Raw genomic sequence first — 15,583 nt, 5'->3', positions numbered from 1 at the left:
TCCCCGCCCCCTATGGGGCGCCTACCACTTCGGCGGGCTCGCGATGGAGCGGGCCAGTACGTCGTCCAGGACCTGCGCCGTCTGCGGTACGTCCAGCTGGGAGTTGTCGATGATCGGCAGGCCCGAGCCGTACCAGCCGGCCATCCGGCCGTGGATGCGGGCGACCTCCTCGTCGGTGAGGCGGCGGTTGCCGGAGCGTTCGGCGTTGCGTTCCAGGACTATCTCCAGGCCCGGCAGGAGAACCACCGGCAGCAGCCCCGGACCCACATGGCGCTTCCAGCCGCCGAGGCCGACGACCGGGCGGTCGGGGAAAACGGCGTCGTCGAGGATGCAGGAGATGCCGTTGGCCAGGAAGTTGCGGGCGGCGAAGCCGCAGGTGCGGCGGGCCAGGCGGTACTGCGCCTCGGAGTGGTCGTTCCAGCCCGTCTGAGGGTCGGCGAAGCCCGAGCGGACCCATTCGCGTACGTCGTCGAGGCTGATGTGGGCGGTGGGGACCCTGCGGTGGTCCGCCCAGTACTTGGCGACGCTGGTCTTGCCGGCGCCGGCCGGGCCGATGAGCAGGACCGCGATGGTGGTGGTCGCCGGGTCGGGCACGGCGGTGGCCGGCGGCGGGCTCGGCATGGCGACGGGGCCGCCGGGGGGCAGCGGGACGTGCCCGGTGGTGTCCGGGGCCGGCGGGGCCGGGACGTGGTGCGGGGGCGGGACCTGTCCCGGCGGGGGCGCGGTGAAGCCCGGGGGCGGCGGGGGCGCGGGGGCGGATCCCTGGTGCTGGGGACCCGGGTGTTGTGCGGCCGGTGACCAGCCGACGGCCGGTCCGTGCCCCGGCTGGTGGGGCGGCGGCAGCGGAGAACCCACTGCGTGCTGCATCCGGTGCCACTCCATCTCGTACGGGCCATGGGCGCTGGCAGCGGGGTACGACCCCGCTCCCTACCGAACGGTACCGCCCCCGGCCATCGATTGGTGAACGGCCGGGGGCGGTCCGAAGTGCCCGTGCCCGCAGGGAAAATCGGGCGTTCGACGCGGTGGCGGACTTACTGGCCCACTTCTCCGTACGCGGCGAGCAGCACCGCCGGGTCCGGTCCTTCCAGGACGGTGGGCTTGGCCAGGCCGTCCAGGACGATGAAGCGCAGGAGGTCGCCGCGGGACTTCTTGTCGACCTTCATGTTCTCCACCAGCTTGGGCCACTGGTCGTAGCGGTAGGTCAGCGGCAGTCCTACCGCTTCCAGGATCGTGCGGTGGCGATCGGCCGTCGCGTCGTCCAGGCGTCCGGCCAGGCGGCCGAGTTCGGCGGCGAAGTGCATGCCGACGGCGACGGCCGCGCCGTGCCGCCACTTGTAACGCTCGTTCTTCTCGATGGCGTGCCCGAGGGTGTGGCCGTAGTTGAGGATCTCGCGCAGGCCCGCCTCCTTCAGGTCGGAGGAGACGACCTCGGCCTTCACACGGATGGAGCGCTCGATCAGCTCGGCGGTGTGCGGGCCGGCCGGGGTGCGGGCGGCCTCGGGGTCGGACTCGATGAGGTCGAGGATCGCCGGGTCGGCGATGAAGCCGGCCTTGATGATCTCGGCGAGTCCGGAGACGTAGTCGTTGACCGGGAGGGAGTCCAGCGCGGCCAGGTCGCACAGGACGCCGGCCGGCGGGTGGAAGGCGCCGACGAGGTTCTTGCCCTCGGCGGTGTTGATGCCGGTCTTGCCGCCGACGGCCGCGTCGACCATCGCCAGGACGGTGGTGGGGATCGCGATCCAGCGCACGCCGCGCAGCCAGGTCGCGGCCACGAACCCGGCGAGGTCCGTGGTGGCGCCGCCGCCGACGCCCACGACGACGTCGGTGCGGGTGAACCCGGACTGGCCGAGCGCCTTCCAGCAGTAGGCGGCGACCTCGGCGGTCTTGGCCTCCTCCGCGTTCGGCACCTGGATGGCGACGGCGTCGTAGCCCTGACCGACGAGGTCGGCGCGCAGTGCGTCACCGGTGTCGGCCAGCGCCTCGGGGTGGATGACGGCGACCCGCTTGGCCTTGTCGCCGATCAACCCACCGAGCTCGCCCAGGAGCTGACGGCCCACCAGGACCTCGTAGGGCTCGCTGCCCGCCGTGCCGCCGACCTGGATCCGCGTCACTGCCTCGCTCATGCTTCTTTCAACTCCAGTGCGTCCAGGGCGGCTTGGGTGACTTCTTCGGGGCTTCGGCCATCGGTGGCGACGACCGCCGTGGCGATCTGCTCGTACAGATGACGGCGGGCCTCCATCAGCTCGCGCCACTGCTTGCGCGGGTTGACCGCGAGCAGCGGGCGGGCAGCGTTCAGACCCGTGCGCTTGACGGCCTCCTCGACGTCCATCGAGAGGTAGACGACCCGCTGTCCGGCCAGCAGGGCGCGGGTGTCCTCGTCCAGGATCGCGCCGCCGCCGAGGGCGAGGACGCCGTCGTGCTCGGCCAGCGCGGAGTGCACGGCACGCTTCTCGATCGCGCGGAAGGCGGTCTCGCCCTCGTCCACGAAGATCTCGGCGATGGCCCGGCCCTCGGCGGCGACGATGTCGTCGTCGGTGTCCCGGTAGCCGACCCCGAGTCGCTCGGCCAGCAGCTGTCCGACGGTGGACTTGCCCACGCCCATCGGGCCGACGAGCACCACCACAGGGTTCATCGGATCGCCAGGTTGTCGAGGTACGAGCGGACGTTGCGGCGGGTCTCCACGACGTTGTCGCCGCCGAACTTCTCCGCGACCGCGTCCGCGAGGACGAGGGCCACCATGGCCTCCGCGACGATGCCGGCGGCCGGGACCGCGGAGACGTCGGAGCGCTGGTGGTGGGCCTGCGCGGCCTCGCCGGTGGTCACGTCCACGGTCTGCAGGGCGCGCGGCACGGTCGCGATCGGCTTCATCGCGGCGCGGACGCGCAGCAGCTCACCGGTGGACAGACCGCCCTCGGTGCCGCCCGCGCGGCCGGAGACCCGGCGGATGCCCTCGGGGGTGTTCACGATCTCGTCGTGCGCCTTGGAGCCGGGCACCCGGGCCAGCTCGAAGCCGTCGCCGATCTCGACGCCCTTGATCGCCTGGATGCCCATGAGGGCGCCGGCGAGACGGGCGTCCAGCTTGCGGTCCCAGTGCACGTGCGAGCCGAGGCCGACGGGGACGCCGTAGGCCAGGATCTCGACGACGCCGCCGAGGGTGTCGCCGTCCTTGTGGGCCTGGTCGACCTCCGCCACCATCGCCTTCGACGTGTCCGCGTCGAGGCAGCGCAGCGGGTCGGCGTCCAGCTTCTCCACGTCGGCCGGCGTCGGGTACACGCCCTGCGGCGCCTTCACGGAGCACAGCTCGACGACATGGCTGACGATCTCGATGCCGGCCGTCTCCTTGAGGTACGACCGGGCCACCGCGCCCAGCGCCACGCGGGCCGCCGTCTCACGCGCGGAGGCGCGCTCCAGGATCGGCCGGGCCTCGTCGAAGCCGTACTTCTGCATACCGGCGAGGTCGGCGTGGCCGGGACGGGGACGGGTCAGCGGCGCATTGCGGGCCAGGCCCGCGAGGATCTCCGGGTCGATGGGGTCGGCCGCCATGACCTGCTCCCACTTCGGCCACTCGGTGTTGCCCACCATGACCGCGATCGGGGAGCCGAGGGTCAGTCCGTGCCGGACGCCGCCGAGGAAGGTGACCTCGTCGCGCTCGAACTTCATGCGCGCACCGCGTCCATAACCGAGCCGGCGCCGGGCCAGGTGGTCCGCCACCATCTCCGTGGTGATCGGCACGCCGGCGGGAAGGCCCTCCAGCGTCGCCACGAGTGCGGGACCGTGGGACTCCCCCGCGGTCAGCCAGCGCAACCTGCTCAACGGTGCTCCTCAGTGCTCGCGCCCTGGTACTGCCCTCGTACGCGCGTCCTCGCGTACGGCGATGGCGGAACAGGTGCGCGGCCCCGGCCCGCCAACTCCGATCCTCCCACGTCCGGGACCCCGGCCCCGCCGCCGGTCCATCAGACGGACGGGCGGATGTCAGGTTCCTGCCGTGCGGCGATCAGGCGGAGCCGTTCTCCGGACGCTGCTGCGGGGCGTAGGCGCCGAGGAAGTCGGCGCCGCTGGGCTGCTGCGGGGCTGCCTGCTGAGGGGCGTACGGGCCCAGGAAGTCAGCGCCGCTGCGCTGCTGCTGTGGCGGGACCGGCTGGGCCGTGCGCCGGGCACGGCGCTGGACGATCTTGTTCCGCAGCTTGAGGATCCAGGCCGCCAGAACGGCGACGATGATCAGCACGAGCACGGTGTTCTGCACCCAGTCGGGCAGGAACCACAGCAGGCTCTCGAAGATCTGGCTCTTGGCAGACGCCAGCGGCACGCCTGTGGACATGGAACGTTTCCCCTCCCGGCTCCACCCCCTGTGGAACCGGTCGGATCTTAGCGTTCCGCGAGAGCGTGCTCTCCCGCTTTGCGCATGGCGTCCAGCGGCGCCGGCACTCGGCCCGTCATCTGCTCGACCTGCAGCACCGCCTGGTGCACCAGCAGATCGAGACCGCTGACGACGGCCCCGCCGAACATGGACCAGCGGGCCGCGAGTTCGGTGGGCCACGGCTCGTAGAGCACGTCGAAGAGGGTGGCGGGCCGTTCGGGTACGGCGGCGGCCAGGGCGTCCGTCGTCCCGGCCGGCGTGGTCGCGATCACCAGGGGCGCGCGCAGCGCCTCGGCCGCGTCCGCCCAGTCCGCCGTACGCACCTCGACGTCCAGCCGCTCGCCCCACTGCCGCATCTCGGCGGCGCGGGCCTCGCTGCGGACGTAGGCGACGACCTCGCCGGTGCAGACGCGGGCCAGCGCGGCCAGGGCGGACGAGGCGGTGGCGCCGGCGCCGAGGATCGCCGCCGAGCCGACCTGTTCGATGCCGCGTTCCCGCAGGGCGGCGACCATGCCGGGGATGTCGGTGTTGTCGCCGACGCGGCGGCCGTCCTCGGTGAACACGACCGTGTTGACCGCCTCGACCGAGCGGGCCGTCTCGCTGATCTCGTCGAGCAGCGGGATGACCGCCCGCTTCAGCGGCATGGTCAGCGACAGTCCGGCCCACTCGGGCCCGAGCTCCGCGAAGAACCCGGGCAGCGCCGCCTCGTCCACCTCGAACCGGTCGTACGTCCAGTCCGTGAGCCCCAGCTCCTCGTACGCGGTGCGGTGCAGCACCGGCGAGAGGGAGTGGGCGATGGGCGAACCGAGCACGGCGGCGCGGCGGGCGTCAGTGGCCCGAACGGTCATGGCACTGTTCCTCAGTCGTTGTTCCGCGACGCGTTGAATTCCTGGCGCAGCTTCTCGTGCTCCGCGAGCGTCTTGGTGAACTTGCTGGTCTTGCCGTCGAGGGAGATGAAGTAGTACCAGCCGTCGTCCGTCGGGTCGAGCGCGCCCTTGAGCGCCTCTTCGCCGGGGTTGTCGATGGGGCCGGGCGGCAGTCCCTTGACGTAGTAGGTGTTGTACGGGTTGTTGTACTGCTTCAGCTCGGCGATCGTCAGATCGATCTCGCTCTGGTTCTTGATGTAGTTGTACGTGGAGTCGAACTCCAGGGCGCCGTACGTCTGCGGGTTCCCGGGCTTGAGGCGGTTGTAGACGACCTCGGCCATCTTGCGGAAGTCGTCGTGGCTGGTGCCCTCGGCCTGCGCCAGGCTCGCCACGGTGAGCAGCTGCCAGGGGCCGTCGAGGCCCAGATCCTCGGCCTTCTGCTCCAGGCCGAGCTCCTCGTACTTCTCGGTGGCCCGGGCGACCATCTCCTTGAGGACGGTCTCGGGCTTCTGGCCCTTGCTGGCCGCGTAGGCGGAGGGGTAGAGGAACCCTTCCAGCGGGTCCTTCACATCGGGGTTGTCCAGGGCCCAGTCGGGCAGCCCGAGGTCGTCGGCCTTCTTCTTGGCCACGCCCGCCGTGGTGCCCTTGGACAGGCCCAGGCGCTTGTCGAGCTTCGCGTAGACCGAGGTGTTGCGCTCCCCCTCGGTGACGATCAGGTTGTTCTGGCTCTTGGGGTCGAGCATCAGTTCCACGGCGCTCTCGGCGGACATCTGCTTGTTCAGCAGATAGGAGCCGGCCTGGATGCTGCCGGCCTCCTCGTTCTGCGTGAACGCGGAGACGAACGCGTCGACGCTCTTGACGACGCCGGCCTCCTTGAGCAGCCGTCCGATCTCGGCGCCACCGGCGCCCTTGGGGACGGTGATGGAGACCTGCTCGCCCGTACCCTCGCCCGCGTAGTCGGGAGCCGAGGCGAAACGATCCTGGTAGAACTGATACCCGAAGTATCCGACACCGGCGATGCCGCCGCCGAACACCAGCATGACCACCAGACAGGCGCATCCGCTGCGGCGTTTCTTGCCGCCCTTGCCGCCCCGGCCCCGCCGGTCGCCGCGGCCGCGCCGGTCCCCCGGCTCGTCGAAGTCGTCGTCATCGTCGCCGCCGCCCGCGAAGAAGGCGTGCTCGCCCTGGTCGGGGCCCGGATCCCAATCGGTACGCGGCTCCGGTTCCGGACTCCGCCGGTTCGGGGGCTCCGGCGGCGGGTAGGCCTCGGGCGTGCCGTAGTAGTCCGGCTGCTGCCCCTGATACCCGCCGGACTGCTGGCCGTAGGGGTCAGCGGGGTCGGTGTACTGGACCTGCGGGTGCGTGCCGGTGCCCCAGCCGCCGTTGTCGTAACCCTGCTGGTAGCCGTCACCCGGGTACTGCTGCTGGTTGTACTGCTGCGCCTGACCGTATCCGGCCTGTTCGCCGGTGCCCCAGTCGCCGTACTGCGGCTGCTGCGGCTGCTCTGGATAGTGCTGCGGCTGGCCGCCGTAGGGGGACTGCTGGCCGCCGTGGGCCTGCTGTCCTCCCCATCCACCGTCCCCGTAGTACGGGTCCTCGGGATGCCACGGTTCGGAGCCCTGGCCCCGGCCATACTCAGTCATCGATCCCCTAGAGCCGCGAGGCGGCGGTCGCGCGGCGTCCGGCCCGGCTTCCGTTCCGCCTCTCTTTGTGCGGCAGCTGTTCGAACACCGCCGCATCGCGCGGAACGTTACCGTATCGCGATCAGATGACCACTTCGACGCCCTCGCCCGGTGCTTTACCTGACACCCGTTCGGATTCCAGCGCCTGCTGGAGGATGATCACAGCGGCTGCCTGGTCGATGACCGATCTGCCCTTCTTGGACTTCACACCCGAGGCGCGCAGTCCCTGACTGGCCGTCACCGTGGTCATCCGCTCGTCCACGAGCCTCACCGGAACCGGCGCGATCATGCGGGCCAGTTCCTGGGCGAAGCCGCGGACCTTGACCGCGGCCGGTCCCTCGCCTCCCTTGAGGGAGCGCGGGAGACCGACGACGACCTCGATCGGCTCGTACTCCTCGACCAGTTGCTTCAACCGGCGCTGAGCCGCGGGGATGTCCCGGCCGGGGACCGTTTCCACCGGGGTGGCGAGGATCCCGTCGGGGTCGCACGAGGCGACCCCGATGCGGGCGTCCCCGACGTCGATGGCGAGCCGACGTCCTCTGCGCATTACTTGGCCGTCTCCCCGACCAGGCGCTCCACGGCGTCCACGGCCTCGCCGACGGCGGCCGGGTTCTGGCCGCCGCCCTGGGCGACGTCCGGCTTGCCGCCACCGCCGCCGCCGAGGGTCTTGGCCGCGGCACGGACCAGGTCACCGGCCTTCAGACCGCGCTCGCGGGCGGGCTCGTTGGTGGCGATGACCGTCAGCGGCTTGCCGCCCGCCACCGTGAACAGCGCGACCACGGCGGCCCGGCCGCCCTGGATGCGACCGCGCACGTCGAGGACCAGCTTGCGCAGGTCGTCGGCGGTGGTGCCGTCCGGGACCTGACCGGTCACCAGCGCGATCCCGCGGACGTCCTTGGCGGACTCGGCGAGACCGGCGGCGGCCTGCAGCACCTTCTCGGCGCGGAACTTCTCGATCTCCTTCTCGGCGTCCTTCAGCTTGCCGAGCATGGCGGAGACCTTCTCCGGGAGCTCCTCCGGACGGCCCTTGATCAGCTCCTGGAGCTGGGCGACGACCGTGTGCTCACGGGCGAGGAAGTTGTAGGCGTCGACTCCGACGAGGGCCTCGATACGGCGCACACCCGAGCCGATCGACGACTCGCCGAGCAGCTTCACCAGACCCAGCTGGGCGGTGTTGTGGACGTGCGTACCGCCGCACAGCTCCTTGGAGAAGTCCCCGATGGTCACGACGCGGACGCGCTCGCCGTACTTCTCGCCGAACTCGGCGATGGCGCCCTGCTTCTTGGCCTCGTCGATGCCCATGACCTCGGCGCGCACATCGAGATCGCGGGCGAGCACCTCGTTGATCTTCTGCTCGACGTCGGTCATCACGGCCGTCGGAACGGCGGACGGGGAGCCGAAGTCGAAGCGGAAGCGGCCGGGCTGGTTCTCGGAACCGGCCTGGGCGGCCGTCGGGCCGAGGGCGTCGCGCAGGGCCTGGTGGGTGAGGTGCGTGGCCGAGTGGGCGCGGGCGATGGCCGTACGACGGCGGCCGTCGATGGAGGCGAGGGCCTTGGCGCCGACGGTCACCTCGCCGAACTGGACGACGCCCTTGTGGACGTACACACCCGGGACCGGCTTCTGGCAGTCGCGGATCTCGATAACGGCACCGGAGTCGACCTTGATCCGGCCGGTGTCGCCGATCTGGCCGCCGCCCTCGGCGTAGAACGGGGTGCGGTCGAGAACGATCTCGACCTCGTCGCCCTCGGTGGCGGCCGGGGAGGAGGAGCCGTCGACGAGGATGCCGACGATCGTCGACTCGCCCTCGGTGTCGGAGTAGCCGATGAACTCGGTCTCGCCGGCGGAGTCGGCGATCTCCCGGTAGGCGCCCATGTCGGCGTGGCCGGTCTTCTTGGCCTGGGCGTCGGCCTTGGCGCGCTCCCGCTGCTCCTTCATCAGGCGCCGGAAGCCGTCCTCGTCCACGGACAGGCCCTGCTCGGCGGCCATCTCCAGGGTGAGGTCGATCGGGAAGCCCCAGGTGTCGTGGAGCAGGAAGGCCTTGTCGCCGGCGAGGACCGTGCCGCCGGCCGACTTGGTCTCGGTGACGGCGGTGTCGAGGATGTTGGTGCCGGCCTTCAGCGTCTTGAGGAAGGCGTTCTCCTCGGCGACGGCGACCTTCTCGATGCGCTCGCGGTCGGTGACCAGCTCCGGGTACTGCTGCCCCATCATCGCGATCACGGTGTCCACGAGGTCCTTGACGACCGGACCCGTGGCGCCGAGCAGCCGCATGTTGCGGATGGCGCGGCGCATGATGCGGCGCAGCACATAGCCGCGGCCCTCGTTGCCCGGGGTGACGCCGTCGCCGATGAGCATCACGGCGGTGCGCATGTGGTCGGTGACCACGCGCAGGGAGACGTCCGAGGCGTGGGCGTCGCCGTAGGCCACGCCGGTCAGCTCGGTGGCCTTGTCGATGACGGCCATGGAGGTGTCGATCTCGTACATGTTCTGCACGCCCTGCAGAATCATGGCGAGGCGCTCCAGGCCGAGGCCCGTGTCGATGTTCTTGCTCGGCAGGTCGCCGAGGATCTCGAAGCTCTCCTTGCCGGTGCCCTCGCCCCGCTCGTACTGCATGAAGACGAGGTTCCAGATCTCCACGTACCGCTCGTCGTTGACGGCGGGGCCGCCCTCGACGCCGAACTCGGGGCCGCGGTCGTAGTTGATCTCGGAGCAGGGGCCGCAGGGGCCGGGGACGCCCATGGACCAGAAGTTGTCCTTCATGCCCAGGCGCTGGATGCGCTCCTTGGGCACGCCGACGACCTCGTGCCAGATCTGCTCGGCCTCGTCGTCGTCCTTGTAGACGGTGATCCACAGACGCTCGGGGTCGAGGCCGTAACCGCCCTTGTCCTGGGGGCTGGTGAGCAGCTCCCAGGCGAGCTTGATGGCGCCTTCCTTGAAGTAGTCGCCGAAGGAGAAGTTGCCGCACATCTGGAAGAACGTGCCGTGGCGCGTGGTCTTGCCGACCTCTTCGATGTCCGGCGTGCGCACGCACTTCTGCACGCTGGTGGCGCGGTCGAACGGCGGCTTGACCTCACCCAGGAAGTAGGGCTTGAAGGGAACCATGCCGGCCGGGACGAGGAGCAGAGTCGGGTCGTCCGCGATGAGCGACGCCGAAGGGACGACGGTGTGCCCGCGCTCCTCGAAGAAGCTCAGCCAGCGGCGGCGGATCTCAGCCGACTCCATCAGTGGTCCTCATTCCGGTTGTACGAGTACGTCGTGCTGTCGATGACGTACGTCTTCGGCTTGTTGCGGTTCTCGATCGCGGCATGGCGCCGCTGTGCGGGGAGTTCGGGGTCCGCGTTGATACCCAACGCGTCCTCCAGCTCGGCCTCCCGCTGAGCCATGTTGTCGCGGACGTCGAGCGCGAAACCCACTGCTCGGTCCTTGATGCGGTGGCCCGCTTCGAGCGCCTTGTTCGTCGCGGTGACGGCGAGGTGCTCGGGGGTCAGCTGCTTCAGCTTGCGGTTGACCTTGGTGGTGGCCCACACACCGGCGGCGACGCCCGTGGTGAACCAGAAGGTACGGCGGAACATCGCCTGGTCCTCAGCCCTTCTTCCGCTTGTCCCGCCGGGCGGCCGGAACCGTGCGGCCCACGATCACCGTACGCCGGGGTGTCCTCGCGGGCACGTCGTCGTCCTTGCGGCCGGAGATGGCCCGGCGCACGCCGTAGCCGAAGGCCGCGACCTTGACCAGGGGGCCGCCGAAGGTGGAGGCCACGGTGCTCGACAGGGCGGAGGCGTTGGAGGTGACCTCCTGGACGTCCGAGGCGATCGAGTCGACCCGGTCGATCTGGGTCTGCGCCGAGCGCACCGCCGCCGAGGCGTCCGCCAGGAGCGGTACGGCCTGGTCGGTCACGTCCGCGACCAGCTTGGTGGTCGCCCTGAGCGTCTGGGCCAGCCTCGCGAGAGCCACCGCGAGGAAGGAGACCAGGATCGCCCAGAAGACGGCCACCAGGATCCCGGCCACCTCGCCTCCGGACACTGTGTGCACCCGCTCCCTGAAACGTGCCTCAACATCGAAAAAGTCGTGGACCGAGCCTATCGCGCCGGGGGTGGGGCTCCGAACCGGATTACCGCCCGCCCGGGCCCGAGTTGCGCGAAGCGATTGTACGGACTGAATACGGTTCAGTACGCTCCGTATTTCATGCGAGATCATCAGCGCGCGGACGCCCCGGTCATCGGCAATCTGCCCCTGGAGCCCGACGAGTTCGTCGGACGCTCGGCCGAACTCTCCGCGCTGGCCGAGACGCTCGGCGGTGCGCGACTGGTGACGGTGACCGGGGTCGGCGGTGTGGGCAAGTCGCGGCTGGCGGCACGGGCGGCACGGCGGTCCGCGCCCCGCGACGGGATCTGGCGGGTGGAGCTGGCGCCGGTGCGCGATCCCGGGTTCGTCGACCACGCGGTCGTGGCGGCGCTGGGACTCACCGACCACACCACGCGCTCACCGCGCCAGACGCTGCTCACGCACCTCGCCGGGCGCGAACTCCTGCTGCTCCTGGACGGGTTCGAGCACCTGGTGGACGCCTGCGCCGAGCTGGTCACCGAGCTGCTGGGCCGGGTGCCGGGCCTCAGGGTCCTCGCCGTGGGCCGCAGACCGCTGGCCGTCGCGGGCGAGCGGCTGTTCCCGCTGGCGCCGCTCACCGAACAGGAGGCGGCCGCGCTGTTCGCGGACCGGGCCCGACGGCACGGGGTGCGGCTCGGCGACGACCCGGGCGTACCGGAGCTGTGCCGCCGTCTGGACGGGATTCCGCTGGCCGTCGAGCTGGCGGCCGGGCGGCTGCGGGTCCTGTCCCCGGGGCAGCTGGCGGAGCGGCTTGAGGACCGGTTCCGGCTGCTGACCGGGGGCGGGCGGGACGCGCTGCCGCGCCACCAGACACTGCGCACGGCGATCGGCTGGAGCCATGAACTGTGCACGCCCGACGAACGGTTGCTGTGGGCGCGGCTGTCGGTGTTCGCCGGATGCTTCGACCTGGAGGCCGTCGAGTACGTGTGCAGCGGGCACGGGCTGCACGCCGACGACGTGCTCGACGTGCTCTCGGAACTCCTCGCGCAGTCCATCGTCTCCCGCGATGAGACCGCGACGGGCGTGCGCTACCGCATGCTGGACACCATCCGCGCGTACGGCGCCGACTGGCTGGCGGCGACCGGTGACGCGCAGCGGCTCGCACGGCGGCACCGCGACTGGTACCTCGGGCTGGCGACCATGTGCGAGCTCGACTGGTTCTCGCCGCGCCAGGACGAGGTGGTGGCGCGGGTCGAGGCGGAGCTGCCGAATCTGCGCTCCGCGCTGGAGCACTGTCTGGGCGAGCCGGACGAGGCGCACCTGGGTCAGTACCTGGCGGGCTCCCTGTGGTTCTGCTGGGTGGGCTGCGGCCGGCTGTCGGAGGGGCGGCACTGGCTGGAGCAGGCCGTCCAGCTGGACTCCGGCAACGAGCGGTCCCGGCTGAAGGCCCTGTGGGTGCTCGGGTACGTGGCGATCCTCCAGGGCGACACGGTGGCCGCGCTGGGCACGCTGCACGAGTGCCGGGAGGAGGCGGAGCTCGCGGCGGACCCCCTGGCCTCGGCCTACGCCGAGCACCGCACCGGGTGTCTGGCCCTGGTCACCGATGACATGGCCCGTGCAGAAACGCTGCTGCGCTCGGCGCTGGAGCGCTACCAGGAGATCGGCGAGCTCAACAGCAATGTGCTGATGGGCCAGGTCGAGCTCGGGATGGCCCGCGCGTTCCGGGGCGATCTGACGGACGCGGTACGGCTGTGCGAGGACGTCCGCCGGGTGTGCGAGGACCACGGCGAGCGGTGGGCCAGGTCCTACGCCCTGTACGTGCTGGCGTTCGCGGCCTGGCGCGGGGGCGACGCGGCCCACGCCCGTGACCTGCTCCACGACTGCCTGGACAGCGCCCACTCCTTCCACGACCTGCTCGGCTCGGTCCTGGCGGTCGAGCTGCTGGCCCTGGTCACCGCGACGGACGGCGACGCGGCGGAGGCCGCGGTGCTCCAGGGAGCCGCGGCCCGGATGTGGCCCTCGGTTGGCCTGCCCCTGTTCGGCTCGGCCCACTACAACGCGCCGCACGAACGGTGCGAGGCGATGGCGCGCGAGGAACTGGGCGACGAGCGCTACGAGGAGTGCGTACGGCAGGGCACACGGCTCGGCCGGGAGGCGACGGTGACGCGGGCACTGGGCCGGCCGGGGGCCGGGGCGCTGGAGGCGCTCCCCGCGCCGCGCGGTCCGGTGCGGCACACCACCGTGACCACCCGGGCCCTGGACATGCAGCAGCCCGCCGCCTCGCCCACCCGGAAGGGCGGGGAGACGGCGGGCTGAGGCGCAGAGAGTGCTACGACCGCTGAAGGATCAACGGGCGTAGTACTCGACGACGAGCTGCTCGTCGCAGATCACCGGGATCTCCTTGCGGTTCGGCTCACGGTCCAGGCGGAACGCCAGGGCCTTGAGGTTCACCTGGAGGTAGCGCGGGGTCTCGCCCTCGGGGGCGAAGCCGCCCTCACGGGCGATCGAGAAGAGGGTCTTCTCGCGGCTGCGCTCGCGGACCATCACGACGTCGTCGGGACGGACGCGGAACGACGGCTTGTCGACCTTCTGGCCGTTGACCTCGATGTGGCCGTGCACGACCATCTGACGGGCCTGGTAGATCGTGCGGGCGATGCCCGAACGCAGCACCAGGGCGTCGAGACGACGCTCAAGCTCGATGATCAGGGCCTCACCGGTCTTGCCCTGGACCTTCGAGGCACGCTCGTAGGCGCGGACGAGCTGGCGCTCGGACACGTCGTACTGCGCACGCAGACGCTGCTTCTCCAGCAGACGGACCTTGTAGTCCGAGTTCTGCTTGCGGCCACGGCCGTGCTCACCCGGCGGGTAGGGACGGGCCTCGAAGTACTTGACGGCCTTCGGGGTCAGCGCGATGCCGAGGGCACGCGACTTCTTGACCTTGGGGCGGGACTGGTTCGCCACAATCTCTCATTTCTCAGTGTTCGGCTTGTCAGGGTTGAAGGAGGTCGCATCCGCAGCCGGGGAAACCCATCAGGTCCGCTCGGGACCTTCCGGGCAGCCGCTCCCCTGGTCTGGGCACATACGTGCAGCACGCGAGTGGCCCACCGACCGGTCCCGCCGTACGACGGATGGTGGTGGGCTGCCCGCGACACCATTCGAACGGTGCGCGACGCTCCTGGAGTCCGACCCGGGGGCCAGGACTCCGGCTGACTGTCCTGTTCTGACTGCACAGGACGCAGCACTTCCAGGGATTCTACAGGGCGCTCAGGACCGCCTGCGACCGAGGCGCTTGCGGGTCCACTCCACGGCGTCCGCGTACCGCGACTCCGCCCCGTGCCGGGACGGCTCGTAGTACTCACGGTCCTTGAGCGCGTCCGGGGCGTACTGCTGCTCGGCGATGCCCTCCGCCAGGTCGTGCGGATACACGTACCCCTGGGCATGCCCGAGCTTGGCGGCACCCTTGTAGTGCCCGTCGCGCAGATGCGGCGGCACAGCCCCGGCCAGCCCCTTGCGTACGTCCTCCATGGCGGCGCCGATCGCGGTGGTCGCGGAGTTGGACTTCGGGGCCAGGGCGAGAGCGATGGTGGCGTGGCTGAGGGTGAGGGCGGCCTCGGGAAAGCCGATCATGGCTACGGCCTGGGCGGCGGCGACCGCGATGGGCAGGGCGTTCGGATCGGCGAGGCCGATGTCCTCGCTGGCGGAGATCATCAGGCGGCGGGCGATGAAGCGGGGGTCCTCGCCGGCCTCGATCATCCGGGCCAGGTAGTGCAGGGCGGCGTCCACGTCGGAGCCGCGGATGGACTTGATCAGGGCGCTGGCCACGTCGTAGTGCTGGTCGCCGTCGCGGTCGTACTTCACGGCGGCCCGGTCGACCGTCTCCTCCAACGTCTGCAGACCGATCTCCTGCTCGCCCTTGTCGAGCGCGGCCCCGGCGGCGGCCTCCAGGGCGGTCAGGGCGCGCCGGGCGTCGCCACCGGCGATGCGCAGCAGGTGGGCCTCGGTGTCCTCGGCGAGGGTGACGGCGCCCTTGAGGCCCCGCTCGTCGGTCAGCGCGCGCCGCAGCAGGCCCCGCAGGTCGTCGTCCGTGAGGGGTTCGAGCGTCAGCAGCAGGGAGCGGGACAGCAGCGGGGAGATCACCGAGAAGTACGGGTTCTCGGTGGTCGCGGCGATCAGCGTCACCCAACGGTTCTCGACGGCCGGGAGCAGGGAGTCCTGCTGGGCCTTGCTGAAGCGGTGGATCTCGTCGAGGAAGAGAACGGTCTCCTTGCCGTAGCCGCCGGTGGCGCGGCGGGCGCCGTCGATGACCGCGCGGACCTCCTTGACGCCGGCGGTGATCGCGGACAGCTCCACGAAGCGCTTGTTGGTGGCCTTGGAGACGACGTACGCCAGGGTGGTCTTGCCGGTGCCGGGCGGGCCCCACAGGATCACCGAGGAGGGTCCGGCGGGGCCGCCGCCGGACTCGCCGACCAGTCTGCGCAGGGGTGAGCCCGGCTTGAGCAGGTGCTGCTGGCCCACCACCTCGTCGAGGGTGCGCGGGCGCATCCGTACGGCCAGCGGGCTGGCTGCCGGGTCCTTTTCCTGGCGTTCTTCTGCTGCGGCGGTGAACAGGTCGGGCTCCACGCTGAAACCCTAAATCACCG

General features: G+C 71.0%; 14 protein-coding genes. 1 reads left to right on the top strand and 13 read right to left on the bottom strand.

Features of this window, described 5'->3' with window-relative positions:
- Positions 1 to 21: 21 nt before the first annotated feature.
- From AB0Q90_RS27385 to AB0Q90_RS27335, 11 genes are all read right to left on the bottom strand, one after another.
- Positions 22 to 867 carry a Pro-rich N-terminal domain-containing protein gene (locus tag AB0Q90_RS27385; RefSeq protein ID WP_363160662.1) on the bottom strand — a complete coding sequence of 282 codons (846 nt, stop codon included), beginning with the start codon at positions 865 to 867 and terminating at the stop codon, positions 22 to 24.
- A 164-nt stretch (positions 868 to 1,031) separates the two neighbouring features.
- Positions 1,032 to 2,123, bottom strand: coding sequence for a 3-dehydroquinate synthase (gene aroB, locus AB0Q90_RS27380; protein ID WP_363160663.1), 1,092 nt, complete (start codon positions 2,121 to 2,123; stop codon positions 1,032 to 1,034).
- Positions 2,120 to 2,632, bottom strand: coding sequence for a shikimate kinase (locus tag AB0Q90_RS27375; protein ID WP_363160664.1), 513 nt, complete (start codon positions 2,630 to 2,632; stop codon positions 2,120 to 2,122). Before AB0Q90_RS27375 ends, aroB begins: the two co-directional genes overlap by 4 nt.
- Positions 2,629 to 3,813 carry a chorismate synthase gene (gene aroC, locus AB0Q90_RS27370; protein WP_363160665.1) on the bottom strand — a complete coding sequence of 395 codons (1,185 nt, stop codon included), beginning with the start codon at positions 3,811 to 3,813 and terminating at the stop codon, positions 2,629 to 2,631. Before aroC ends, AB0Q90_RS27375 begins: the two co-directional genes overlap by 4 nt.
- Positions 3,814 to 3,994: 181 nt before the next feature.
- Positions 3,995 to 4,318 (bottom strand): hypothetical protein, encoded by a 324-nt coding sequence (locus AB0Q90_RS27365; RefSeq protein WP_363160666.1) that lies wholly within the window; start codon positions 4,316 to 4,318, stop codon positions 3,995 to 3,997.
- Between the two features lie 47 nt (positions 4,319 to 4,365).
- The gene (locus AB0Q90_RS27360; protein ID WP_363160667.1) at positions 4,366 to 5,205 is read right to left on the bottom strand and encodes a shikimate dehydrogenase; all 840 of its coding nucleotides are present in this window, start codon (positions 5,203 to 5,205) and stop codon (positions 4,366 to 4,368) included.
- A gap of 11 nt (positions 5,206 to 5,216) precedes the next feature.
- Positions 5,217 to 6,866, bottom strand: coding sequence for an endolytic transglycosylase MltG (gene mltG / locus AB0Q90_RS27355; protein WP_363160668.1), 1,650 nt, complete (start codon positions 6,864 to 6,866; stop codon positions 5,217 to 5,219).
- Positions 6,867 to 6,987: 121 nt separating this feature from the next.
- Positions 6,988 to 7,452, bottom strand: a complete 465-nt coding sequence (gene ruvX, locus AB0Q90_RS27350) for a Holliday junction resolvase RuvX (protein WP_186285820.1) — start codon at positions 7,450 to 7,452, stop codon at positions 6,988 to 6,990.
- On the bottom strand, positions 7,452 to 10,124 hold the full coding sequence (gene alaS, locus AB0Q90_RS27345; protein ID WP_363160669.1) for an alanine--tRNA ligase: 2,673 nt from the start codon (positions 10,122 to 10,124) through the stop codon (positions 7,452 to 7,454). The genes ruvX and alaS overlap by 1 nt, the downstream gene beginning before the upstream one ends.
- Positions 10,124 to 10,474, bottom strand: coding sequence for a hypothetical protein (locus AB0Q90_RS27340; RefSeq protein ID WP_363160670.1), 351 nt, complete (start codon positions 10,472 to 10,474; stop codon positions 10,124 to 10,126). The genes alaS and AB0Q90_RS27340 overlap by 1 nt, the downstream gene beginning before the upstream one ends.
- Before the next feature lie 10 nt (positions 10,475 to 10,484).
- Positions 10,485 to 10,931, bottom strand: a complete 447-nt coding sequence (locus AB0Q90_RS27335; protein ID WP_363160671.1) for a DUF948 domain-containing protein — start codon at positions 10,929 to 10,931, stop codon at positions 10,485 to 10,487.
- Between the two features lie 153 nt (positions 10,932 to 11,084).
- On the opposite strand from AB0Q90_RS27335, the gene AB0Q90_RS27330 reads away from it, so the two are divergent.
- Positions 11,085 to 13,259 carry a regulator gene (locus tag AB0Q90_RS27330; RefSeq protein ID WP_363160672.1) on the top strand — a complete coding sequence of 725 codons (2,175 nt, stop codon included), beginning with the start codon at positions 11,085 to 11,087 and terminating at the stop codon, positions 13,257 to 13,259.
- A 30-nt stretch (positions 13,260 to 13,289) separates the two neighbouring features.
- On the opposite strand, the gene rpsD is transcribed toward AB0Q90_RS27330, so the two are convergent.
- A complete protein-coding gene (gene rpsD / locus AB0Q90_RS27325) occupies positions 13,290 to 13,904 on the bottom strand; it encodes a 30S ribosomal protein S4 (RefSeq protein WP_015661793.1) in 615 nt (204 codons plus the stop codon).
- A gap of 303 nt (positions 13,905 to 14,207) precedes the next feature.
- Positions 14,208 to 15,563 carry a replication-associated recombination protein A gene (locus AB0Q90_RS27320; protein ID WP_363160673.1) on the bottom strand — a complete coding sequence of 452 codons (1,356 nt, stop codon included), beginning with the start codon at positions 15,561 to 15,563 and terminating at the stop codon, positions 14,208 to 14,210.
- Between the last annotated feature and the right edge of the window lie 20 nt (positions 15,564 to 15,583).

Source organism: Streptomyces sp. NPDC079141 (assembly GCF_040686775.1).
Taxonomy (GTDB): Bacteria; Actinomycetota; Actinomycetes; order Streptomycetales; family Streptomycetaceae; genus Streptomyces.
This window is presented reverse-complemented; position numbering and strand designations above follow the sequence as displayed.

Coding starts and splice junctions, on each gene's coding strand:
- AB0Q90_RS27385 (WP_363160662.1), bottom strand. CDS start 867: ATGCAGCACGCAGTGGGTTCTCCGCTGCCGCCGCCCCACCAGCCGGGG.
- aroB (WP_363160663.1), bottom strand. CDS start 2,123: ATGAGCGAGGCAGTGACGCGGATCCAGGTCGGCGGCACGGCGGGCAGC.
- AB0Q90_RS27375 (WP_363160664.1), bottom strand. CDS start 2,632: ATGAACCCTGTGGTGGTGCTCGTCGGCCCGATGGGCGTGGGCAAGTCC.
- AB0Q90_RS27365 (WP_363160666.1), bottom strand. CDS start 4,318: ATGTCCACAGGCGTGCCGCTGGCGTCTGCCAAGAGCCAGATCTTCGAG.
- AB0Q90_RS27360 (WP_363160667.1), bottom strand. CDS start 5,205: ATGACCGTTCGGGCCACTGACGCCCGCCGCGCCGCCGTGCTCGGTTCG.
- mltG (WP_363160668.1), bottom strand. CDS start 6,866: ATGACTGAGTATGGCCGGGGCCAGGGCTCCGAACCGTGGCATCCCGAG.
- ruvX (WP_186285820.1), bottom strand. CDS start 7,452: ATGCGCAGAGGACGTCGGCTCGCCATCGACGTCGGGGACGCCCGCATC.
- alaS (WP_363160669.1), bottom strand. CDS start 10,124: ATGGAGTCGGCTGAGATCCGCCGCCGCTGGCTGAGCTTCTTCGAGGAG.
- AB0Q90_RS27340 (WP_363160670.1), bottom strand. CDS start 10,474: ATGTTCCGCCGTACCTTCTGGTTCACCACGGGCGTCGCCGCCGGTGTG.
- AB0Q90_RS27330 (WP_363160672.1), top strand. CDS start 11,085: ATGCGAGATCATCAGCGCGCGGACGCCCCGGTCATCGGCAATCTGCCC.